Source organism: Anaerolineae bacterium, assembly GCA_013178015.1.
Taxonomy (GTDB): Bacteria; Chloroflexota; Anaerolineae; order DRVO01; family DRVO01; genus Ch71.
In genome coordinates this window covers 1-22,038 of record JABLXR010000044.1, presented here as the reverse complement: position 1 = coordinate 22,038, position 22,038 = coordinate 1, and the positions used below count along the sequence as shown (strand labels likewise).

17 protein-coding genes and 1 pseudogene are annotated in these 22,038 nt (G+C 65.5%); 6 read left to right on the top strand and 12 right to left on the bottom strand.

Features of this window, described 5'->3' with window-relative positions; all coding sequences use genetic code 11:
- Nucleotides 1–165: 165 nt before the first annotated feature.
- Nucleotides 166–2,160, top strand: a complete 1,995-nt coding sequence (locus tag HPY83_15520) for an ABC transporter substrate-binding protein (GenBank protein ID NPV09354.1) — start codon at nucleotides 166–168, stop codon at nucleotides 2,158–2,160.
- A gap of 230 nt (nucleotides 2,161–2,390) precedes the next feature.
- Nucleotides 2,391–4,400, top strand: coding sequence for an ABC transporter substrate-binding protein (locus HPY83_15515; GenBank protein ID NPV09353.1), 2,010 nt, complete (start codon nucleotides 2,391–2,393; stop codon nucleotides 4,398–4,400).
- 129 nt (nucleotides 4,401–4,529) lie between these two features.
- Here HPY83_15515 and HPY83_15510 read toward each other — a convergent pair whose 3' ends face one another.
- A complete protein-coding gene (locus HPY83_15510) occupies nucleotides 4,530–4,961 on the bottom strand; it encodes a peptidylprolyl isomerase (protein ID NPV09352.1) in 432 nt (143 codons plus the stop codon).
- A 601-nt stretch (nucleotides 4,962–5,562) separates the two neighbouring features.
- Between HPY83_15510 and HPY83_15505 the strand changes: the two genes are divergently transcribed.
- Together HPY83_15505 and HPY83_15500 are read left to right on the top strand one after the other, a co-directional pair.
- Nucleotides 5,563–6,432, top strand: a complete 870-nt coding sequence (locus tag HPY83_15505; protein NPV09351.1) for a HesA/MoeB/ThiF family protein — start codon at nucleotides 5,563–5,565, stop codon at nucleotides 6,430–6,432.
- The gene (locus tag HPY83_15500) at nucleotides 6,432–7,319 is read left to right on the top strand and encodes a radical SAM protein (protein NPV09350.1); all 888 of its coding nucleotides are present in this window, start codon (nucleotides 6,432–6,434) and stop codon (nucleotides 7,317–7,319) included. The genes HPY83_15505 and HPY83_15500 overlap by 1 nt, the downstream gene beginning before the upstream one ends.
- Here HPY83_15500 and HPY83_15495 read toward each other — a convergent pair.
- From HPY83_15495 to HPY83_15460, 8 genes and pseudogenes are all read right to left on the bottom strand, one after another.
- Complete coding sequence (locus HPY83_15495; GenBank protein NPV09349.1) at nucleotides 7,316–7,687, bottom strand: Rieske (2Fe-2S) protein; 372 nt, start codon at nucleotides 7,685–7,687, stop codon at nucleotides 7,316–7,318. The genes HPY83_15500 and HPY83_15495 overlap by 4 nt on opposite strands.
- Nucleotides 7,688–7,851: 164 nt before the next feature.
- Nucleotides 7,852–8,673, bottom strand: coding sequence for a sugar phosphate isomerase/epimerase (locus HPY83_15490; protein ID NPV09348.1), 822 nt, complete (start codon nucleotides 8,671–8,673; stop codon nucleotides 7,852–7,854).
- 157 nt (nucleotides 8,674–8,830) lie between these two features.
- A pseudogene (locus tag HPY83_15485) lies at nucleotides 8,831–9,670 on the bottom strand (YitT family protein).
- Nucleotides 9,671–9,840: 170 nt separating this feature from the next.
- On the bottom strand, nucleotides 9,841–10,899 hold the full coding sequence (locus HPY83_15480) for a Gfo/Idh/MocA family oxidoreductase (GenBank protein NPV09347.1): 1,059 nt from the start codon (nucleotides 10,897–10,899) through the stop codon (nucleotides 9,841–9,843).
- Between the two features lie 231 nt (nucleotides 10,900–11,130).
- Nucleotides 11,131–12,276 carry a hypothetical protein gene (locus tag HPY83_15475; GenBank protein NPV09346.1) on the bottom strand — a complete coding sequence of 382 codons (1,146 nt, stop codon included), beginning with the start codon at nucleotides 12,274–12,276 and terminating at the stop codon, nucleotides 11,131–11,133.
- A gap of 16 nt (nucleotides 12,277–12,292) precedes the next feature.
- On the bottom strand, nucleotides 12,293–13,039 hold the full coding sequence (locus HPY83_15470) for a carbohydrate ABC transporter permease (protein NPV09345.1): 747 nt from the start codon (nucleotides 13,037–13,039) through the stop codon (nucleotides 12,293–12,295).
- A 144-nt stretch (nucleotides 13,040–13,183) separates the two neighbouring features.
- Complete coding sequence (locus HPY83_15465) at nucleotides 13,184–14,122, bottom strand: sugar ABC transporter permease (GenBank protein ID NPV09344.1); 939 nt, start codon at nucleotides 14,120–14,122, stop codon at nucleotides 13,184–13,186.
- A 162-nt stretch (nucleotides 14,123–14,284) separates the two neighbouring features.
- On the bottom strand, nucleotides 14,285–15,853 hold the full coding sequence (locus tag HPY83_15460) for an extracellular solute-binding protein (GenBank protein NPV09343.1): 1,569 nt from the start codon (nucleotides 15,851–15,853) through the stop codon (nucleotides 14,285–14,287).
- Between the two features lie 217 nt (nucleotides 15,854–16,070).
- Between HPY83_15460 and HPY83_15455 the strand changes: the two genes are divergently transcribed.
- Both HPY83_15455 and HPY83_15450 read left to right on the top strand, forming a co-directional pair.
- Nucleotides 16,071–16,355: a DUF2442 domain-containing protein gene (locus tag HPY83_15455; protein NPV09342.1), complete on the top strand. Its 285-nt coding sequence runs from the start codon at nucleotides 16,071–16,073 to the stop codon at nucleotides 16,353–16,355.
- A gap of 102 nt (nucleotides 16,356–16,457) precedes the next feature.
- On the top strand, nucleotides 16,458–17,651 hold the full coding sequence (locus HPY83_15450) for a response regulator (GenBank protein NPV09341.1): 1,194 nt from the start codon (nucleotides 16,458–16,460) through the stop codon (nucleotides 17,649–17,651).
- Here HPY83_15450 and HPY83_15445 read toward each other — a convergent pair.
- The 3 genes from HPY83_15445 to HPY83_15435 all read right to left on the bottom strand — a co-directional run.
- Nucleotides 17,602–19,845 carry a hybrid sensor histidine kinase/response regulator gene (locus HPY83_15445; protein ID NPV09340.1) on the bottom strand — a complete coding sequence of 748 codons (2,244 nt, stop codon included), beginning with the start codon at nucleotides 19,843–19,845 and terminating at the stop codon, nucleotides 17,602–17,604. The two genes, HPY83_15450 and HPY83_15445, sit on opposite strands and share 50 nt — an antisense overlap.
- A gap of 117 nt (nucleotides 19,846–19,962) precedes the next feature.
- On the bottom strand, nucleotides 19,963–21,612 hold the full coding sequence (locus HPY83_15440) for a PrsW family intramembrane metalloprotease (GenBank protein ID NPV09339.1): 1,650 nt from the start codon (nucleotides 21,610–21,612) through the stop codon (nucleotides 19,963–19,965).
- Between the two features lie 124 nt (nucleotides 21,613–21,736).
- A partial coding sequence (locus HPY83_15435; protein NPV09338.1) for a cobalamin-binding protein occupies nucleotides 21,737–22,038 on the bottom strand: 302 nt, incomplete at its 5' end.

Here is a 22,038-nt window from a genome sequence, read left to right as displayed (position 1 = left end):
CCCCGCGCCCAGCGGCCGGCCATCGGCGAGGGACCAGGGACGGCTCCAAACCGGTAGGGAGGAGGGAGATAGCGATGACCTGACGCCGCAACCCTGACTGTCCAACGCAGCTCCACCAGACCCAGCCCTATCGGAGTGCGACTATTCGCTCTAGAGGAGGGTGATATGGAGAGCAACAAGTTTACCAGACGTCGGTTCCTGCAGTCTGCCGGTGTAGCAGCTTCCCTAGCGCTCACGGCAGCCTGTGCCCCCGCCGCTCCCGCGCCGACTGCCACCCAGGCTCCCGAGGCCACCGCCGCCCCCACCACCGCTCCCCCCGAGGCAGTCCCTACGCCGGCAGGCAGATACGGCGAGGCACCCGGGCTGGCCGAGATGGTGCAAGCGGGGACGCTTCCCCCGGTGGAGGAGCGCCTGCCCAGGGAGCCCATGGTTATCCCGGTCACGGAGGAGATCGGCCAGTACGGCGGCATCTGGCACCGCTGCGCCGTCGGCCCCGGGGACGCCGGCATCATCAACAGCCGTCTCAGTTACGAGAACCTGGTGCGCTGGAACGAAAACGGTTCGGATGTGGTGCCCAACGTGGCCCGCGCCTTCGAGATCAACGATGACGCTACCGAGTTCACGTTCTACCTGCGCGAGGGAATGCGCTGGTCGGATGGTGAACCCTTCACCGCAGATGACTTCGTGTTCTGGTACGAGGACGTGCTCCTCAACGAGGAGATGACACCTACCATCCCTCGTTGGCTGCGCGATCCCTCTGGCGAACCAGTAGTGCTGGAGAAGGTTGACGACTACACCATCCGCTTCGTGTGCCAGAACCCCTATGGCCTGCTCATTCAGATACTGGCTGGCCCACCTGCCACCAGCATCACCGACTATCCGCGCCACTACCTGGAGCAGTTTCACCCCAAGTATGCCGATGCCGACGAGCTGGCCCGGGCGGTCAAGGATGCCAACTTCGAGAACTGGACCCAGCTCTTCGGCCAGAAGCGCAACTGGCAGAACCCGGAACAGCCGCACATCTGGGCCTGGCAGCCCACCCGCGTGCCGCCCGACATCCCTATCGTCTGCGAGCGCAACCCCTACTACTGGAAGGTGGACCCGGAAGGCAACCAGCTGCCCTACATAGACCGCGTCCAGTTCGACATCGTCGAAAACGCGGATCTGCTCAACCTCAAAGCGGTAGCCGGCGAGATAGACATGCAGTTCCGCCACCTTCTGTGGACCAATTACCCGCTGTTCGTGGAGAACGCCGAGAGCGGAGACTATCGGGTCATGCGCTGGACTCTGGCCGAGGGCTCCAATGTCCTGCTACTCCTCAACCACAACCACCAGGACCCGGGGCTGCGAGAGCTGATCGAGAACCGCGATTTCCGCATCGCCCTTTCGCTGGGCATCAATCGTTCCGAGATCAACGAGCTCGCCTATCAGGGTTTCGGTACTCCCAGACAGGCCTCGCTGATACCGCTCAACCCCTACTTCAAGGAAGAGCACGCCACGTTCTACGCCGAGTTCGACCCGGATCAGGCCAACCAGGTCCTCGACGACCTAGGGCTGACAGCCAAGGATGCAGATGGCTTCCGCCTGCGTCCTGATGGCACCAACCTCACCTTCGTGATCGAGTACTCGCCGGTGTTCGGGCCGTGGGGCGACACGGTGCAGATGATCTGCGACACTTGGGCCACCATCGGCATCCGTGGCATCCCCAAGGAAGAAGATCGCACTCTCTTCGACCAGCGCGGCGCGGCCAACGAGCGCGATATCGGCATCTGGACCATGGACCGCTGCCTGACGCCGCTGATCGAGCCGTTGTGGTGGGGCCCGCTCCTGTCGTCCAACTACAACTGGGCCATTCAGTACGCTGCCTGGTACAACAGCGGTGGCGTGGAGGGAGAGGAACCGCCGGACGACATTCGCCGCCAGATGGACCTCTACGACCAGATCAAGGGAGCTCTGCCTGAGGATCTCCCAGCATTGGCGCAGGACTTCTTCGACCATTTCTCCGATCGCCTCTGGGTCATCGGCACGGTGGGTGTGCTGCCGCACGTGGGAGTAGTGAAGAACAACTTCCGTAACGTCCCCGAACAGGCGGTGTCTGACTGGCTGCAGCTCACGCCCGGCAACACCAATGTGGAGCAGTACTTCATCAGACAGGGATAGCCTCCGGCGCCAGCCGAGGCGAGGCGAACAGGCGAGCCCCGATGGCCCCGAGACCACCGGGGCACGCCTGGCACCTACAGCCCCGCACAGCAGCCCCTTGCCCCGACATACCCGGAGGGAAGCAGAAAGGAGGAGGGTATGCTAGAGAGCTGGGCTAGTGCTGTGACGCCGAGACCGCACTAGCCATCGTTTCCCCCACATGGTCTCTGCCCAAGCCAAGGAGGCCAGACATGTCTCAGATCAGGCTCAACAGACGTCGGTTTCTTGAGTGCACTGGCATAGCCGCTTCCCTCGCGCTCACGGCAGCCTGTGCCCCCGCCGCTCCCGCGCCGACCCCCACCGAGGCTCCTGCCGAGGTGGCCGAAGCCACTCCTACCCCGACTACCGCCCCGGCTGAGGTGCCGGCTGCCAAGTACAACGAGGCCCCCATGCTGGCCGAAAGAGTACAGGCGGGCACCTTGCCCCCAGTGGAGGAGCGGCTGCCCAAGGAACCCATGGTGATTCCCGTCACCGAAGAGATCGGCCAGTACGGCGGCACCTGGCACCGCTGCGCCGTCGGGCCTGGCGATGCCAGTATCATCTTCAGCCGCCTGGGATATGAGAACCTCGTCCGCTGGAATGAGGATTTGGTATCCGTATCGCCCAATCTCGTCAAGAGCTTCGAGATCAGCGAGGATGCCACCGAGTTCACCTTCTACCTCCGCGAGGGCACCAGATGGTCGGATGGGGAGCCCCTCACCGCCGATGACTTCGTCTTCTGGTACGAGGACATCCTCCTGAACAAGGAGATCACCCCCACTATCCCCAAGCACTTCCGAGATCCGGTGAACGACGAGGTCATGGTCCTCGAGAAGGTAGACGACTACACCTTCAAGATCAGGTTCGGTAGCCCTTACGGGCTCTACATCCAGGTCATGGCCGGCGCCGATGGACTGCAGGACCGCATCTGCGCCCCGAAGCACTACCTGACCCAGTTCCACCCGAAGTACGTGGCCAAGGACGAGCTGGACAAGAAGACCAAAGACGCCAAGTTCGAGAACTGGTGGGAGTACTTCGCCAATCGCAGGTTGTGGGACAACCCAGAACACCCGCGACTCACACCCTGGATTCCAACCCGCGTCCCGCCTGACATCCCCATACTCTGCGAGCGCAACCCCTACTACTGGAAGACCGACCCCGAAGGCAACCAACTGCCCTACATAGACAGGGTGCAGTTCGACGTGGTGGAGAACTCCGACTTGCTCAACCTGAAAGCGGTCGCGGGCGAACTGGACATGCAGTTCCGCCACATCATGTGGAGTAACTACCCCCTGTTCATCGAGAACGCCGAGAAGGGCGACTACCGGGTGATGAAGTGGACTCTGGCCGAGGGGTCCAACTGCCTGCTCTTCCCCAACATGAATCACAAGGACCCGGGACTCCGTGAGCTGCTGGCGAACCTCGACTTCCGGATCGCGCTGTCCCACGGAATCAATCGCTCCGACATCAATGAGCTCGCCTATCAGGGCTTCGGGACGCCGCGGCAGGCCTCCCTGATTCCTCAGTCAGCGTACTTCAAGGAGGAGCATGCCCTCCGTTACGCTGACCATGATCCGGAGAAGGCCAACGGCATTCTGGACGACTTGGGGCTCACCGAGCGAGACAGTGAAGGCTTCCGGCTGCGCCTGGACGGCCAGCCGCTGCTGCTCACCGTGGAGTACTTCCCTCAGTTCGGCCCCTGGAGAGACGTGCTTCAGATGATGTCGGAGCAGTGGCAGGAGATCGGCATTCGCATGACCCCGAAGGAGGAAGATCGCACCCTGGTGGCCGAGCGCGCCGGCGCGGGGGAGACTGACGTGAGTGTGGGCACTATGGACTACTGCGCCACTCCCCTGATCCGGCCGGACCGCTTCGTCCCCTTCGGCGCTCCCGGCGTCTACGAGAGTAACGCCGTCCAGTGGTGGACGTGGAATCTTACCCGGGGCCAACAAGGGGAGGAACCCCCGGAGGAGGTGAAGCAGCAGTACGCCCTGTACGACCAGATCAGAGGAGCTTCGCCTGATGCGCTGCCGCCACTGGCAGAGCAGTTCTTCGACAACGCTTCCATCAACCTCTGGAACATCGGCACGGTGGGTGTGCTGCCACACGTGGGAGTAGTGAAGAACAACTTCCGCAACGTCCCCGAGGAGGCCGTGTCCGACTGGCTCCTGCTCACCCCCGGCAACACCAACGTGGAGCAGTACTTCATCCGGCAAGGCTAGCGCACGCGGCCCGGCACCACCCGGTGCAGCTCATGGCGCACATACAAGGAAGATGGCCCGCCTCCGCGGCGGGCCATCTGAGCATGGCTGTCTGTGCGGAGAACAGGGCCCAACGCCCCATCTCTCGTACTACGACCCGATCTCGACCAACTCGATGTCGAAGGTCAGATCCTTACCCGCCAGCGGATGGTTGGCGTCTAGGACCACTACCTCGTCGGTGACCTCGGCAACGGTGACCGGAGCCAGTTGCCCGTTGGCCATGCGAACCTGCAGCCGGTCGCCTTCCTTCAGGTCGAGGTTGGGCGGGACCTGCTGGCGGTCCACTCTTAGCATCAGGTCATCGCGGCGTTCGCCATAGGCTTGCTGAGCTGTTATCTCCACCGTCTTCCTGTCGCCGGGGCTCATGCCCACCACAGCGTCCTCGAAGCCGGGGATCACAGCTCTCTGCCCCACGGTGAACTGCAGCGGCTCTCGGCCCTGCGAGCTATCGAATACCTGACCTGTCTCATCCTTGCCCGTGTAGTGCACTCTTACTGTGTCACCGGGCCTCACTTCACTCATCGTACCTCCCATACTAACCGTGCCATCATCGAGCATCTCCACGGCGTTCGGCCGAGCGAACCCATCGGCCTCCGAAGCCTTCGGGACACCCTATCACAGCCTGGCTCCATGCGCCACTGCCCTGCGACGGCAGCCGCCTTCGTCAGGAGCCGTCTACCCTGGGCAGGCACAGCGGCCTTCCCCTGCCAGGATGCTGCGGTCCAAGGGACGGACCACCGCGTCCGCCCTGAGACAGGCACGGTGGCCTGCCCCTACCAGGTGGCGGGTACCGGGCAGGGGCGGACGCGGTGGCCCCCCGCACCGGCATGGCGGCGAGGAGCAGTCGTCGTCGCCCATGCTGTGAGCAGCGCCTACCCCGTAGTGTCATTCCGAGCCCCGCAGGGGCGAGGAATCTCCAGGCTCGCACGCGGGGCATGTGTCGTTGGCGCTCATCACGACACCGTGCGTGGAGGGCAGACTCCCGCCGGCGTCCGGCAGAGGCAATCGCCCTCACCTATCTGGCGGGCTCGTTGCTCTCCAGGCCCAGGATGCATATGCTGACGATACAAGTATGCTGGTGCGCCCACAGGTGCACCGGACCACGGAGGTGAAGGAAAGCCCCATGAACGACGGAGCCCCTGACCCGACCGAGACCCTCTCCCAGGCCCTACACTACTACGTTCACGAGTTCCAGGGACGGCCGGTGCTGCCGCTGGAGGCCACCGACCAGCTAGCGGAGCGCTTCGGACTCGAGCGGCGCCAGGTGGAAGTGGCAGCTCTGCAAGCCGGAGTCGCCCCTTGGCGCTACGTCCGCAACGTGGGCACCGTGGGCCTGGAAGGACAGGCCACCCTCCTGCGTTCCACCGTGGCTCTGGTCGGCCTCGGCGGACTGGGCGGCTTCAACCTGGAGGCTCTGGCCCGCTCGGGAGTGGGCCGGATCATCGCCGTGGACTGCGACGTGTTCGAGGAACACAACCTCAACCGCCAACTACTCAGCAACGAGGAGAACCTGGGCCGATCCAAGGCTGAAGCGGCGCGGCAGCGGGCATGGGCCATCAACCGGGCGGTGGAAGTGATCCCTCGCCAGGCGCGCCTGACGGCGGGGCAGGCGTCAGAGCTCCTGGGAGAGGCCGACGTCATCGTGGATGCCTTGGACAACCTGACCGACCGGGTGGTGCTGCAAGAGGCGGCCGCTTCCCTGGGCAAGCCCCTGGTCCACGGCGCCATCGCCGGCTTCATGGGGCAGGTCATGGTGATCATGCCGGGTGACCCAGGGTTGCGTGCCCTCTACCCTCAGGGGCAGGTCCCCGAGAGGGGCCTGGAACAGGCATCAGGCACCCCCGCCGCCACTCCCATGCTGGTGGCCGCCCTGCAGGTGCAGGAGACGGTCAAGCTACTGACCGGCGTGGGAGAGCCCCTGCGCCATCGCCTGCTCCTCCTCGACTGCGAGAGCGGCGACGTCCAGAGCCTGGACTGCCGGGCCGCCTGGTGATGGGACGGTCCCTGTCGGCTGACCTGGAAGAGGCGCTGGACCAGGCCTGGCAGGCGCGCCTCCGGCACTGGCCTCCCCTCATCACCGCCTCCGTGCCAGTAGACACCCTGGCCGTGAGCGTTACTGGCACCTATTGCGCCCTGAACTGCGCCCACTGCGGCGGGCATTACCTGAGCGGCATGAGGCCGCTGAATGGACTGCGACCCGGCGCTGCGCCCTCGCTGCTCATCTCCGGCGGCTGCGACCGCCGGGGACGGGTCCCAGTGCGGGAGCGGCTGCCCGAGTTGCTACCCCTGGTCCAGGGGCGCCGCACCAACTGGCACCTCGGGCTGGTCCACGAGGAAGACCTGGAAGGGCTGGACGGCCTGCTGGACGTGGTGTCGTTCGACTTCGTGGGAGACGATGACACCCTGCGCGAGGTGTACGGGCTGGAGGCGACCGCCGACGACCTGGAGCGGTGCCTGGACCTGCTAGCCTCGCGGGCCAGGGTGGTGCCGCACATCACCGTGGGCCTGCGCGCCGGCCGGCTGGGCCACGAGTGGCTGGCGCTGGAACGACTGGAGGGGCATCGGTTCGACGCCCTGGTGTTCCTGGTGCTCATCCCCACGCCCGGAACCCCGTATGCCTCCGTGCAGCCGCCGGAGCCCGAGGAGGTGGCCGAGGTGCTGGCTGCGGCGCGGCTGCGCTTCCCCCGCGTCTCGCTCCAGCTCGGCTGCATGAGGCCCAAGGGCAGCTACCGGGACGAACTCGACCCGCTCGCGGTCAGGGCCGGCCTCAACGTGATCGTCAACCCGGTGCGCGCCGCGATCGCCCTGGCCGAGGCGATGGGGCTCTCCTGGCTCACGGGGCACGAGTGCTGCGTCTTCCCCCCTGCGTCACCGATCTAGGCCGCGCCTTGCTCATCGGGAAATCCCACACAGATAACCCCGTCTCCCACCAGAACGGGGTAGACTGCTAACGGTCTCTCTCTCCGCACCGCCCGGAAGACGCTCCCCAGCACCGGAGGCCAGGGGGACCACGCCACCGGTTCCCCCGTGGCCAGGTCGAACCGGCTGTGGTGGCGGGGGCAGGTCAGGATGCCGTCTTCGCCGATCGCCGCCTCCATGAGCGGGGCACCCATGTGCGGGCATCGAGGAGCGAAAGCATAGACGCGGCCCTGCTCGTGAGCGAGCAGAACAGTACGCCCCTCGACCTGCACCTCCCGGCGACTCCCCTGGCCAAGCTCGTCTTCCCGCAGTACGGCGACCCATCTCATCGCTCTGACTCCCGTGTGACACCGGCAACGCCCGGGGCGGACGACTTTGACAGGCTAGCAGAAGGCAGGCACTCCTGCCAAGGGCGGCGAGATGGAACGCGGATGACGCTGATCAGAGAGATAATGTCAATGGATCAGCGGTGATCAGTGCCTCACCAGCGCCATCAGCGTTCCATCAGCTCTCGCATGTAGGTCAGCGCCTGGCGCGCGGCCGTGTCGGGGTCGGGGAGGGCCAGCAACTCGGCGGACAGGTAGCCATGGTAGCCCCCGCGGCGCAGGCACTGGACGATGGCGGCAAAGTCGATCAGTCCTCTGCCTGGGGGGAGGCGGTTGTTGTCCCCCAAGTGCACGTGGAGGAGCTTGCCCGCCGCCATGACCGTCTCGAAGGGCTGCGTCCACGAGCTCTCCTCGATGTTGACGTGGAAGGTGTCCAGCAGCAGCCCCAGGGAATCGTGGCCCACCTGGCGCAGGAACTGCAGCCCCTCCTCGGCCGTGTGCACCAGGTCCACCTCGTAGCGATTCACTGGTTCCAGGGCCAGGCGCACCCCATGGGCCGAGGCCAGTTCGGCGGCGGCCCGCAGCGTATCCTGCAGCTGCATCCGCGCGCCTTCCCCTACCCAGGCAGCTCGGCCCCGGAAAGCGCCGATGGTGACGACAGGCGCACCCACGGCGTGGGCGAACTGGATGATCCGGTAGAGCCGCTCCCGTGCCTGCCGGCTGACCTCTTGCTTGGCATGCAGGAGGGTGAGCCCGCTTGAGGCGGCTATCGCCCCCGTGCCGATAGCGGACACCTCCAACCCGACCTCCTCCACGGAGCGGCGCACCGCTTGGGCATCTAGCTCCACCGGGTCGGCGGGCATGAGCTCGACGCCCTGGGCGCCCAGCGCCGCCGCCTTGGCGAGCTTCTCCTCGAACGTGCCGGTCAGCAGGGCCACGGGAATGGTGGGGCCCACTTCCGGCGTCTGCACTGCCAGGGACAGCTTCATTAGGTGTCTCCAACGGAACGCGGATGACGCTGATACTACGCAGATTGACGCTGATCAGAGAGGTAATGCGAATAGATCGCGTTGATCGGCATCCGATCAGCGGCATCAATAGGCACGGCGGTGTCCGCAGCGTTCCATTCCTTTCCGGCACGACCTCCTACGGCGCCGACAGGCCCCGGAACCCCTCCCCGAGCACCTCGCTGGCGGGGATCACGATGACGAAGGCCTCGGGGTCGGCCGCCTGGATGAGCCGCTTGAGCCGGCTCAGCTCCGACTGCTGCACGGCGCAGAGCAGAACGTCCCGGGGCTCGCCCGTGAACCCTCCTTCACCGTGGAGGACGGTGACGCCCCGCTCCATCTGCTCCAGTATGGCCCTCTTCACCTCCTCCGGCCGCCGGGAGACGATGATGGTCGAGCGTGACTGGGACAGTCCTTCCTGTACCAGGTCGATCACCCGGCTGGAGACGAAGGCCAGCAGCAGGGCGTACAGGGCCGGCTCCAGCCCGAAGACCAGGGCCGCCGCGCCCAGGATGAGGACATTGGCGGCCAGGAGAGTATGGCCCAGCTTCACCCCCGCCAACCGATGAGCCAGGCGGGCGATGATGTCCGTGCCTCCGGTGGTCCCACCGGCCCGGAACACCAGCCCCAGGCCCAGCCCGTCCAGGAGGCCACCGTACACGATGAAGAGCAGCGGGTCCGAGGTGACGTGGGGAAGGTGGGGACGGAGCAAGTCTATCGCCGCCGACATCACCGCCACGGCGAAGATGGTCTTGACTCCCGCTCGAAGGCCCCCTCCCCACCTCAAGTTGGCCAGGAAGAGGGGCACGTTGAGGACGAAGGTGACCAATCCCACGGGCGTGCCGATGAGGTAGTGCAGGACGATGGCCACGCCGGTGAGCCCGCCCGATACCACCTGGTTGGGGATGAGGAACATGTCGGCGGCGGCGGCCACCAGCACCGCCCCCGCGGTGACAAGCGCATAGTCGGCGACGGCCCTGAAAGCCCGACGCCCGGGACCACTCACCACCACCGCCCGTATCCCCGCCACTTGCAGCCTCGTAGCAGGCGCTGAGAAGACGCTGATCCCCGCTGGTCTCTAGGTAGCAGCCCCTCTCTGATCAGCGTGGATCAGCGTGGTATCAGCGCAATCTGTGTCCTATTGCCTGGTTACACAGGGCTCTGGCGGCGGCACTCCTCGAAGATGGCGATTTGCTTGCGCACGCTCTCCGGGGTGATGGCCAGAGGAGCGCCGTGGCGCAGGGTCTCGTAGAGGTCGAGGTAGAGCATGTCGTAGCCGGTAGTCTTCTCCTCGCCCTTCTGCCAGCTCTCTTCCTGCCAGGGGACGTCCTCCCGGTTGTAGCTGCGGTCGGGGGTGGGCTCGGCGGTAGCCTGTCGCTCGGGGAGCAGCCTGGGGTTGAAGTAGCGCCAGCGGAGCTCCTGGGCCCCGCCGGTGAGGCCGCCCTGGGTGCCCATGATGTACCAGGAGTCCTGCCGGATGGCGGCGGCGTTGGTGACTTCGACGTCCACCGTGGGGCCGCCCTTGGTCCGGAGCACGATCTTCACGTGGTCGTCGGCGTCGCCGGCGCACAGAGGGGTCTTGCGCACGTCGCAGAACACCTCGGGGTCGGCGTCGGCGCCCAGGACGGAGAGGAGGGTGAGGCCGGCGTCCACGGCGTGGGCGGCGTTATTGTTCATCTCGCCCCCGCCGTGAGACTTGAGCGTCTGCCAGTCCCACCGGCGGCGGAAGCCCTGACCGGCGATGCGGATGAGGAGTATCTCGCCCAGCTTGCCGGATTGGAGGACGTCCTGGACCACCAGGAAGTCGGGGGAGTAGCGCTTGTTGTGGTTGAAGGTGAGGACGCGGCCGGTCTCGTCGCGGGCTTGGATCATGCGGTCGGCGTCGGCCAGCTTGCTAGCCATGGGCTTCTCGCACAGGACGTCCTTGCCGGCCCGCATGGCGGCGATGCTGTGGTCAGCGTGCTGGTGGTTGAAGGTGGCCACCACCACCAGTTCCACTTCCTTGTCTTGCAGGAGCTCGTCCACGCTGCCGTAGGTGCGGCAGCCGAAGACGTCCTTAGCTTCGTCCATGCGGGCGGTGATGGGGTCAGTGACGGCCACCACCTGGAACTTCTCGGCGACGGCCGGGTTGCCGATGGTGCGGGCGTGGATGCCCCAGCCACTGCGGCCGAGGCCAAGAATGCCGACGGCGATCTTCTTCTCTGCCATGAGTGCCTCCTATGTTGCACCTGGTCAGTGGTTCACCGGCGAGAACGCAGAGGTCCCAGAGTGGCGCAGAGGCCGGCCATATCCGCCATGGTTCGGCCGGGTTGTCGCTTGTGTGGGGTAGCCACACTAGAGCCCGCGTTCTCACAAGCAGGCGCAGGTCGCGGGGATACCGTCCTCGCGTCCGCGCCCGGGTATGATGCGGCTTTCGGGGTGTTGCTGCAAGGGGATCGGCTAGCGGTCGCGGAGCCTTACGAACTCATCCAGCATGGCCATGAAGTTGTCGTAGCGCGTGCCTACGGCGATGCTGTGGCTGGCACCGAGGATGAAGCCTCCCTCGCCCGCCACCCGCATGGCCCGCCGTACGTCCCGGCGCACGTCCTCAGGCGTCCCGCTCACCAGGTGCTCGACCTGTACGCCTCCCCAGATGGTCATGCGGTCGCCGTAGCGCCGTTTCACCTCGGCTGTATCCATGCCGGCCGACTCCTGCACCGATTGGTAGCAGTCCACACCTATCTCGGTAAACATGGGAAGCAGGCTCCAGTTGTTGCCGCAGGTGTGCTTGACATACTTGAGGCCCGCTTGATGCGCAGCCTGCACGTTGGCTGCTATGCCGGGCAAGCAGAATCGGCGGAACATGCTGGGCGACATCAAGCTGGCCCGCTGGGCGCCGAAGTCCGTGGCGGTGAGGGTGGCGTCGTAGCCGCGGTTACGCCACGACACCATCCGGCGCTCCTTCATCTCGAGCCCACGCTGCACGCATCTGTCCACCAGGTCCGGGTTGGTCGCCATCTCCAACAGCCCTCGCTCCATTCCTCCCAGAAGGGGCAACTCCGGCGCCATAGGCATGGGCCCGATGATGTACTTGTCATGGCCGAACTCGGACACTATCGCGTCTATCACCTCGTAACAGCTCTCGTCCTCAGGCTCTTCGGAAGCCTCGGCCAGGAGTTCCTCTTCGCGGAACTCGCGGGTCCACCTGTGCGGATCTTCGACAATGGCGAAGTCGCCCGTGATCTCCGAGTATCTCAGCACCCGTCCATCGCTGTACTGGTAGGTGAGGTCATCAATGCGAGTAGGACCATCCGCCCGATATCCCTTGGGGGGGACCTTAGCGAAGTACATGCTGTTCAGGTTGATGAGATCAAGCACGTCAGCCAGGGCCCGGAAGAGAGCAATCCCATCTTCCTTCAGGCTTTGGACCATCTCGTCACGCCGGCCTTCCCAGATGGCTAGCTGGCAGCGGGCTTTGGCCCGGACGTAAGTCTCGTGCCCCACGATGCGCTCGACCGTGTCATAGTCTATAGCGAACTCCCCCCAGGGCACGCGGTCGGGTAGGCCGCGCTCCATCGCGATCCGGACCCTCTCCTTGCTGTTCACTCTGTCCTCCGCGGGCCTATCCCTTCACCCCGGTGATGACGATCCCCTGGATGAAGTAGCGCTGGGCGAAGAAGAAGAGAGCCACGCAGGGCAAGACCGTTACCAAGGATACCGCCATGAGGAGGTTCCAGGCGGTTTCACCGTATTGGCCGGTGAAGCGGCTCAGAGCCAGGGTCAGGGTGAGTTTGTGCTCGCTACTCAGGTAGATGAGGGGGTGCATGAAGTCGTTCCAGTTCCACATGAAGGAGAAGATGGCGACCGTGGCCAAAGGCGGTTTGGCGAGGGGAAGTATCACCCGGGAGTAGACCCCGAAGTAGCCGCAGCCATCTATCTTAGCGGCGTCATCGAGCTCTGGGCTCAGCCGCATGAAGAACTGGCGCATCAGGAAGATAAAGAAGGCACTGCCGAAGAAGTGGGGTACTATCAGAGGCTTGAAGGTGTTGATCCATCCCAGTTGCCGGAACAGCACGAACGTCGGGATCATGGTCACTTGGGATGGGATCATCATGGTGGACAACACAAGGATGAAGAGCACGTCCCTGCGTCGGGCCCGTAGGCGAGCAAAGGCGTAGGCCACCAGTGGCGAGGAGAGCAGCTGCCCCACCACCGCCAGACCAGTCACCGTGGCTGTGTTCAGGAAGTAGCGGCCGAAGGGCCTGAAGGTCAGGCCGCGGTGGAAGTTCTCCCAGTGGAGCTTCGCCGGAATCCACCGCGGCGGGAAGAGGAAGACCTCGCCATCTGCCTTAAGCGCGGTGGAGAGCATCCAGAACACAGGGATCAGGATGACGAAGCTGGCCGCGACAAGCACTAAGTAGGTCAGAGCGTCCCCAATGGCCTTGCGCTGGGTCTTGCCTAGAGCAATAGTCACCGCTCGTGCCTCCCGTCTCCGAGTCGCAACATCTGTTCTCTAGCCTCTGACGGATTCGTAGTACACCCACAGGGGTGACGACCGGAATACCAGGAGGGTCAGAACCAGGATTATGATGAAGAGCACCCAAGCGAGGGCGGAAGCGAAACCCATGCGGAAGTAGTAAAAAGCGTTGCGGTATAGGTACAGGACGTAGAACAGAGAGGCGTTGTGCGGGCCCCCGGCGGTCATGACGTAGGCTTGGGTGAAGACCTGGAACGAGCCTATGATGCCGGTGACCAGGTTGAAGAGAATCACGGGGCTCATCATGGGCAGGGTGATTCTAAGCAGCTTCGTCCAGGATCCCGCTCCGTCTATGGACGCGGCCTCGTAGAGCTCAGTGGGTATTCCTTGGAGCCCGGCCAGGTAGATAACGATGCCACCTCCGATTCCCCAGAGGCTCATGAAGATAAGCGATGGTATGACCCACCGCTCACTCATGATCCAGGCGGGGCCCTGGATGCGGAATAGCTTCCAGAGAGCGTAGTTGAGGATGCCAAAATCGGGGTTGAAGATCCACATCCAGAGCAAGGATACGGCCACGCCTGATATGACCGATGGCAAGTAGAAGATGGTGCGAAAGCCCGCCACACCATATATGTCCCGGTTCAGCAGCAGGGCTACCGTCAGCGATGCCAGAATGCCGAGAGGCACCGAGCCAGCCGAGTACAGCGCCGTGACGCGCAGTGACTGCCAGAACAATCGGTCCGCCAGAAGGCTGCTGTAGTTGCTCAGCCCGGTCCAATCGGGAGGCCGCATCACGTCGTATACAGTGAAGCTGAAGTAGATAGACGCGAGAATGGGGCCGGCGGTGAATACCACAAACCCAATGAACCACGGGGAGATGAAGGCGTAGAAGTACCTCTCTTCACGCTTCGCTTGCGGTGTCAAGCCACCCACCGCCCTTCGGCGGGGTAGAGCAATCGCCTCGCTAGCCATCACATCCTCTCTTCCACTCGCGTGCCCCCCATTGAGAGACCACCAAACACCCAGGGTGCGTGGGCGGAGAGGACCGGAAGCTCTGATCCTCTCCGCCGCTTAGGGTCCGTATTCACAGTCTCCGCGGGCAAGGGGCCTTGAGTTGCTGGAGCCGGCTTCTCGTCAGGCCAGCGCGCCGCACCCGCCGCCACCGCATCCGGCGCAGGAGGCCCCACAGCCAGCACAGCCGCATGCGCCGCCGCTTCGAGAGGCAAGTTCGTAGGCCGCCACAGGGTAGGCAGTACCGGCAGCGTCGGTCAGTTTGAGTTCCTTGAGCTTCTCCTCAAGCGTCTGATTCATGAGCGGGATCATGGTGTCCAGAGCTTCCTTGGGCTCCTTCGTCCCCAGCCACACCGGCTCCATCTCCGCCCGGAACGTATCGCGAATGGCGGCCCAGCCGACCAGGATGTGGCAGGGGCAGCTCGCCTTGATCTGCGCCAGGGCGCCTTGCAGCATGTTCTCTAGCTCTTCGTTGGTGTTGACCAGTTTGGGGGCCCAACCATCCACGTACTTCTTCAGCCCGGCCTTGCCCGGGGGTACCTTCCCGGTAGTGTTCTCAATGAAGATCGTCTGCGCCCTTTCGTCGGAAACGAAGAAGGTCATGAACTGCCAGGCCTGATCGGGGTACTTCGTGCTGGAAGCCATCTGCATCGGGTTCAGCCAGCCAACGCCACCGGTGGACCGCGCCCGGGGCTCAGCCGCGGCGCCAAACTCGAACTCCTCCGGCAGCGGCGGGCTCAGTGCCCATGCCGCTGCGAAGTCCATGGCCAGGGCACCGGTCTTGAGCATAGGCCCAAGCTGACTCAGGCTCTGGGCTGTCTCTGGACTGGGCGTAACCTGGTCCTTGTGGATGGCGTTGGCAATAACGGTCATACCATCCAGGCACGCCTGGTAGACCGCATCGTCGTCGAACCGCAAGTGCCTGAGTATGCCTTCGGCATAGTCTTCCTCACCTACGAGGTCCTCCCCCCAGAGTCGGGTGAGGTAGAACGGGCTACGATGGCTCAAGTTCAGGCCGAACTGGTCCGTCTTGCCGTCCTCATCCTTGTCGAGTGTCAGCTGCTTGCCCATGGCCAGGGCTTCGTCTACCGTCCAAGACGTGTCGCCCCAGTCCGTGGGAGGCCGCTCTACACCACTAGCTTCGAGCAACGTGGCGTTGTAGAAGAAGCCCGGGTAAGTGATGGACCAGGGAAGACCGATCACATCACCGCGGATGGCGTAGGCCTTGGCGGCGATCGGCCACATCCCCTCCTCGATCGAGGGGTCCAGGTCGAGGAAGGGCCTCAAGCCCCGGACCATGCCGCGCACGAACCGCTCCACGTAGGGATTGGTCCCGCCCATGCCGATGACGTCCGGAGCGATGCCACCGGTGTACATGGCCAAGAGCTTGGGCTCGAACTCATCCCAGGGGACAAAGATCGCCTCCAAGTCAATGTTGGGATAGGTCTCCTTCCAGACGCCCACAATCCCCTCGAGCATCGCGTTCTCGGCAGGATTGGTGCGCCACATAGTGGTGAGCTTCACCGACTCCTCGGCTGAGACCGGAGCCGGAGCCTGGGTGGCTTCAGCCTCTGCCGGCGGAGCCTCCCCGGCTCCCGGCGCTGGCGTTGCGGCGCAAGCGGCCACTGCCGCCGCCCCGACACCGACTCCCGCTACACGGAGGAAATCACGACGCGTTAGTCGCCCTCTCATCTCGCCTCCTCTCCTGGAGTATCCAGGTTCACTCAGCGACGGCCGGAAACGCGGAAAATGAGGCGCGACAGCAACCTCAATGCTATTCTAGGACAGACAGAGAGTCTGATTCCATACTCCAGTGCCACAGAAGTGCCATCCAGCGCCACACATGGTTCCACGCCCGTTGCTCCCAGCTCTTGCCGCGCCTATACTGGCCAGAGAAGGGAGCGATCGCATGACTCCTTGCGCACGCGAGGCCCAGCGGGTACACGTCACTGAGGACACCCTCATCGTTGACCTCGTTGACGGGCGCACCATCATCGTCCCTCTCGCCTGGTATCCGCGGCTCTGGTATGGCAGCCGAGAGGAGCGCGCCCACCTCGAGATCCTCGGCGACGGGAGCTACATCCATTGGCCCGATCTGGACGAAGACGTGAGCGTCGTCGGCCTTCTGGCCGGCCGTCGCTCGGCGGAAAGCCCGGAATCTCTGAGGAGATGGCTGGCAGACCGGGGAGCGTAGGGCAGGCTACGGTGGAATCACAGCATGTGTGAGACCAGCGCCCGAGTCCCGCGGCCGGCAAGGTGCGAGGCTCTGCGATCTCAGCGATCTCGGCGGTGAAGGTTGGACCCCTTAGCTGAGAGCAGACTGGGTCTGGACTTCCTCTCCCACGTGCGCGACGCCCTCGCGCACCTCTTCGACACCGCTCACCTCCAGAACCACCCCCTCACCGCCCACCTCGTCCCTTCCACCATCACCGACCCTAAGGCCCGCGCCCAGGCCCTCACCGAGGCCCTCCTCCAGGCCATCACCGACCTCAAGCCGCCCCCGGGCGTCTCACCCCGCGACCCAGCCTACCGGCCCTACGCCGTCCTCCGCTACAAGTACGCCGAAGGGGCCTCCAACGAGCACATCCAGGACCGCCTCGCCATCAGCCGCCGCCAGTTCTTCCGCGAACAGCAGCGCGCCTGCGAGGCCCTGGCCGCCCTCCTCTGGGAGCGACGCCTCGACCGCGACGAGGAGACAGACCTGGGGCAGACTCTGACCGAGGAACTGGAGCAACTGGGCCTGCAGCCTCGGCCCTTCGCCGTGGCCACCGTGCTAGAGCAGGCCATCGCCGCCGTGCGCAGCCTCACCGACTCCTGCGGCGTGGCCCTCAGCCTGCGCGGTCCGATCCCCGCCCAGGCCTTCGCCGACCAGGCCCTCACCCGGCAACTGATGGTCTCCCTGCTCAGCGGGCTGTCCCAGGCCGCGCCCGGCACCTACCTGGAGTTGGAGGTGAGAGACGAGGAACGCTGGGTGACCGTGTCGGTCGGCGGACTGCCGGCCTCCCTGAGTGCGGAGGCGCTGGAAGCTCACCTACGCTTGCCCGGTCAGCTGGCCCGGCGCGTGGGCGGCCGCCTCGAGGTGACCGGGGAAGGATACCGGCCGGCACTCAGGCTGCTCCTGCCCTCCGCCCGCGAGGATCACGTGGTCATCGTGGACGACAACCCCAAGACGCTGCGCCTCTTCCAGCGCTACCTGGAGCCGCACCGCTATCGGGTCACGGCCATACAGGAGAGCGTGCAGGCGCTGGACGAGATACGCCGGCTGCGGCCGGATGTGGTGCTGCTGGACGTGATGATGCGCGACGTGGACGGGTGGCAGATCCTGCAGACGCTCAAGACCGACCCCGACACTCGCCACATCCCCGTGATCGTGTGCTCGGTCCTGGAGGAGGAAACCCTGGCCCACACCATCGGCGCCGACGCCTACCTGCGCAAGCCCATCAGTCAGTCCTCGCTGGTGCTGGCTCTGGCGCAGGCCCGCCGGGGGTGAGGTGGCGGGCCGGCATGGCCTCCAGCACCGTCTCCAGCCACCGCATCATCTCCTGGGCGGTGAAGTGCTCCCCCCGGCGCACTACCATCTCCCCCTGGCCCAGGGCGGCTACGTCCCGCGCGAAGCTGTAGGCGGTGATGGCCACTGCCGGCACCTCCGCTCCCTCAGGCCGAGACCGAAGAGCGCGCAGCACTTGGATGCCGTTCACCTTGGGCAGCATGAGGTCCAGCAGCAGCATGTCCGGGCCCCGGTCCAGAAGGGAGATGGCCTCTTCCCCATCGTAGGCCGCCAGGATTTCGGGAGGCTGGGCAACGGTGCTCAAGTACCGCTCCACCAGCCGCACCACCCCCGGGTCGTCGTCCACCACCAGCACCCTCCTGGCTCCGGGCGCCGCCTGTTCCAGCGTCCGCAATAGGCCCTCGGCGCTAAAGGGCTTCATCAAGCAGTGAGAGAAACCCTCGGCCAGGGCCAGGTGCTCCTCCAGCGGCAGCGAGAAGGAAACCACCGGCACCAATTGCCCCCGGCACTCTCGGGCCAGCTCCTCCACCGCCGCTTCGTCCAGGCTTCCCGCCGCCAGCACCACCGCGTCGGCCTGGACCTGCCGCACCGCCGCTGCCAGCCCCTCGGGCTGCTCCACCGCCAACACCTCAACCTCCGTGAGGTACCGCGTCAGGAGGCGCTGGAACTGAGGCGGCTGGGCCAGGGTCACTATACGGCGCGGCGTCGCCGGCCGGGAGGCGGGATAGCGCCAGCCCGGAGCCACCTGGCTCCGCTGCGACCGTACCGTCGGGGCCGATGGCAGGGGCAGGGTGAAGTGGAAGGTGCTGCCCTTGCCCACTTCGCTCTCGGCCCAGATGCGACCGTCGTGCAGAGACACGAACTGCTTACAGATGGACAGCCCCAGTCCGGTGCCACCGTAGCGCCGGCGCAGGGACGCGTCCACCTGGTGGAATTCCCCGAAGATGTCCTCGAGCTGTTCCGCCGGTATGCCCACCCCCGTATCTTCCACCGACACCTGCACCTCTTGCTCATGCACTCGCACCCGAACCGTGATGCCGCCGCTCTCGGTGAACCGGGCGGCGTTGTTGAGCAGGTTGAGGAGCACCTGCCGGATGCGGGTGGGATCGGCGTAGACCGCCGGGATGCTCTCCGGCAGGTCCACGTTCAGGTATAGCCCGCGGCCACGCAGGAGGTTCCGCGCCGTCTCCACGCTGTCGCGCACCAGGGGCGCCAGGGCCACCCGCTCCTTGGTGAGGGGCAGCCGGGCCGCCTCCACCTGAGAGAGATCCAGGACGTCGTCAATCAGCCGCAGCAGGTGTTGGGCGCTCTCATAGATCTCCTGCACGTCTCCTCTGAGCTCAGGGGTCCAGCGCACCCCCTCGTAGGCGCCCGGAGAGGTGTACATCATCTGGGAGAAGCCCACTATCAGGTGCAGGGGAGTGCGCAACTCGTGGCTGATGTTGGCGGCGAACTGCCCCTTGAGCTGGCGGGCGCGCTCGGCTTCCTCCCGCGCCTCGGCCAGGTCGTAGGTGGTGCGCTTGAGCAGGGCGTTGGCCTCCGACAGGGCCCGCATGGTGCGGTTGAGCTTGCCCCTCTCGTTCTGCAGCTCCACCGCCGTCTGCCAGGCGCTCTCGTAGCCGCGCAGGGCCCAGGTGAGCACTGTGTACAAGTTGCGCGAGGTCAGCCAGGCTATCCCCGCCGCCCCCCAGCACATGGCCAGGGCCGGCCCGATGATCTCCGGCGGCCAGATGCCGACCCGGGACGCTGCCGAGAGGAGCAGCAGGCTGCTAGCGGCAGCGACGCCGAAGACCAGCCCCGGCGGCCCCACCAGGGTGGAGGCGGTGGTGATGAGGACCAGGAAGAAGGGCGCCCCCAGGGTGCGCTGCCACCACAGGCCCACCGCCCCCAAGGCCAGCGCTCCACCCACATACAGGGCGCTGCGCAACCACGGCGGCCGTCTCGCCAGGAGGAGCGCCACTCCCAGCGCACCCACGCCCAGGGGGAGAGACAGCGGGGCCCAGGCGAAGGCAGGATGCATGGACAGAGCCTGAGCGAAGGCCCAAGCATAGCCCAGCAGAGCCAGTGCCACCCCGATGGCTTGGAGCCCGGACTGCCTCAGCTCGACGAACTCCCCCGCCCAGTCGGCCTTGTAGCGGGGAGTCTCCCGCAGCGGGGCGAACTCCTCGTAGACCATCCCGCTCCCTCCTGGAGACAATGGAACGCTGATACTGCTGATAATACGCTGATTTCTGCTGATTAGACAGAGAGTGTGAACATGGGATCAGCGGGAATCAGCGCAGTATCGGCGGCATCAGCGTTCCATGCTGGTCCGTCGGCGGCGCCAGGCGGCCTGCAACAGAGGCACGGTGGTGCCCTGCATCAGGGTGATCTCCCCCAGGGAGCCAAACACCACCAGCACCGAGAGCAGAGCGGAGGCACCGCCGGAGAGGAGCTTCAGGTTGGCCACCTCGGTAGAGTAGGTGTAGTGGGAGTACAGGTACCCGATGGAGATCAGCAGGGCCGCCGTGCCCGCCAACAGGCCCAGGTTCTGCAGCCGGCTTCCCTGGGCCTGCGACCGGCGGAAGTAGGGGGAGAAGTTGAGGCAGTTGACGATCATGTTGCCGTAGGCGATGGCCAGCCCCAGCCCGATGAGAATGCTCACCGCAGCCAGTTGCTGGGGCGGCCTGCCCAGGAAATAGTTGAAGAGGCCATGCAGCAGGGCCGCCAACACCAGGGCACTGGCAACGCGCGGTGCCGGCCACGCCCTGCGGATGAACTGGGCCCGGCCCCAGGCGTAGGCCACTGATCCCGTCATGGACAGGTGCAGCACCGTGGAGATGATGAACCGGCTGAAGACGATGTCCAGCCCGTACCCGGTGAAGTACAGGGCGTTCTCCAGGGTGGCGAACCCCAGGGCCGAGAGGCTCCCGTAGATGAGTAGGTCTATGGGCTCGTTGTCGTGGCGGGACAGGGCCGCCACCAGGAGCAGGGGCACGAACTTGGCCACCTCCTCCACGATGCCAGTGCCGATCACGCTGTGAACCAGGTCGCCCGGCCAGCCGGCGGGGAGCCGGGGACGGAGCACCGGCTCCAGGGCGTCCCCAAGCACCAGAGAACCCTCGGCAGAGAGGGCCCCCAGCACCAGCGCCAACAGCACCAGGGCCAGAGGTTCCTGCTCGAAGACGTCTATGCGCCGGAAGAAGGTGAGCCATATGCCGCAGATGACCAGAGCACTGAGGGCGGCGCCAAGCTGGACGTAGAGCACCGGCTCGAGGAACACGATCCGCGCATACGCGCCCCAGTCGCCAAGGCGCAGGGCGGCCTCCCGCCTGATGCCCGCGTTGAGGTAGCGGGCCAGCCGATCGTCGGCCAGGAGCTCGGAGACTTGATCCAGCCGCCCCTGCGCCAAGTAGAGCCGCGCCAGTTCGGGTACCGCGCTCGCCAGATCACCCCCCAAGGCGATCTCGAGTCGGTAGTGAGCTTCCGCCCGGGCGGCGTCTCCCAGGGCGTAATAGGTCCTGGCCAGACCGCTGTTGAGGTACCGAAGTCTGGGGTTGCGCACCCGAAGATACAGCTCCAGCGCCTCCGGGTGCCGGTTCTGCAGGGAGCGGATCTCACCCAGGCAGAGGTGAGCCATGTCTGCGGATGCCGGGTCCGCAGTCAGAGCCAGGTAGCGACCCTCCAGGGCTCGGTCGTCCCTACCGGCGCCAGGCGGGGTTTCGTAGTGGTTGATGACGTAGAGCCGGTTGATCTCCAGGTCCAGCGGCCATGCCATCACAGCCTGCTCCAGCGCCGACTCGGCTCGGGCCGGCATGCCGGCCGCACGAAGCAGGATGGCCCGGTCAAAGGGGTGGTCAGGGAGGTGGCGGCGCCCGCAGGCGTTGAGGACGATGATGACCGCCAGCAGCAATAGCAGGGATATCCTGGCCGTCCACGGCAGTGCCGCCACCGCCCCCTTCATTTGCCTGCATCCTCCGACTAAAGGAGCGGCCGCGGATTGCCGGCTCTGGTCAGCAGCCAGACGAGCCGGGCACCCCGGATCCGCGACCCGGGGTGCCGCGGGGTTCGTCCGTCCGGGGAGCGGTTCAGGCAGCGGTGAGGGAGCGGGCCACGTCCACGGCGGAGGCGGCATCGGGGGCGTAGCCATCGGCCCCGATCTCGTCGGCGTAGCGCTGGGTCACCGGGGCTCCCCCGATCATCACCTTCACCGAGTCCCGCACCCCCGCTTCCTTCAGCGCCTCGATCGTCGTCCTCATGGCCGGCATGGTAGTGGTGAGAAGCGCCGAGAGCCCCACCACCTTGGGCTTGTGGTCCCGCACCGCTTCCAGGAACTTCTCCGGCGATACGTCCACCCCCAGGTCCACCACGTTGAAGCCGGCCCCCTCCA

What these genes read in the sequence shown, in the direction of transcription:
- HPY83_15515 (NPV09353.1), top strand. Translation starts at nt 2,391, where the DNA reads ATGTCTCAGATCAGGCTCAACAGACGTCGGTTTCTTGAGTGCACTGGC.
- HPY83_15500 (NPV09350.1), top strand. Translation starts at nt 6,432, where the DNA reads ATGGGACGGTCCCTGTCGGCTGACCTGGAAGAGGCGCTGGACCAGGCC.
- HPY83_15495 (NPV09349.1), bottom strand. Translation starts at nt 7,687, where the DNA reads ATGAGATGGGTCGCCGTACTGCGGGAAGACGAGCTTGGCCAGGGGAGT.
- HPY83_15470 (NPV09345.1), bottom strand. Translation starts at nt 13,039, where the DNA reads ATGCTCTCCACCGCGCTTAAGGCAGATGGCGAGGTCTTCCTCTTCCCG.
- HPY83_15445 (NPV09340.1), bottom strand. Translation starts at nt 19,845, where the DNA reads ATGGTCTACGAGGAGTTCGCCCCGCTGCGGGAGACTCCCCGCTACAAG.
- HPY83_15455 (NPV09342.1), top strand. Translation starts at nt 16,071, where the DNA reads ATGACTCCTTGCGCACGCGAGGCCCAGCGGGTACACGTCACTGAGGAC.
- HPY83_15480 (NPV09347.1), bottom strand. Translation starts at nt 10,899, where the DNA reads ATGGCAGAGAAGAAGATCGCCGTCGGCATTCTTGGCCTCGGCCGCAGT.
- HPY83_15460 (NPV09343.1), bottom strand. Translation starts at nt 15,853, where the DNA reads ATGAGAGGGCGACTAACGCGTCGTGATTTCCTCCGTGTAGCGGGAGTC.
- HPY83_15465 (NPV09344.1), bottom strand. Translation starts at nt 14,122, where the DNA reads ATGGCTAGCGAGGCGATTGCTCTACCCCGCCGAAGGGCGGTGGGTGGC.
- HPY83_15520 (NPV09354.1), top strand. Translation starts at nt 166, where the DNA reads ATGGAGAGCAACAAGTTTACCAGACGTCGGTTCCTGCAGTCTGCCGGT.
- HPY83_15490 (NPV09348.1), bottom strand. Translation starts at nt 8,673, where the DNA reads ATGAAGCTGTCCCTGGCAGTGCAGACGCCGGAAGTGGGCCCCACCATT.
- HPY83_15440 (NPV09339.1), bottom strand. Translation starts at nt 21,612, where the DNA reads ATGAAGGGGGCGGTGGCGGCACTGCCGTGGACGGCCAGGATATCCCTG.
- HPY83_15510 (NPV09352.1), bottom strand. Translation starts at nt 4,961, where the DNA reads ATGAGTGAAGTGAGGCCCGGTGACACAGTAAGAGTGCACTACACGGGC.
- HPY83_15505 (NPV09351.1), top strand. Translation starts at nt 5,563, where the DNA reads ATGAACGACGGAGCCCCTGACCCGACCGAGACCCTCTCCCAGGCCCTA.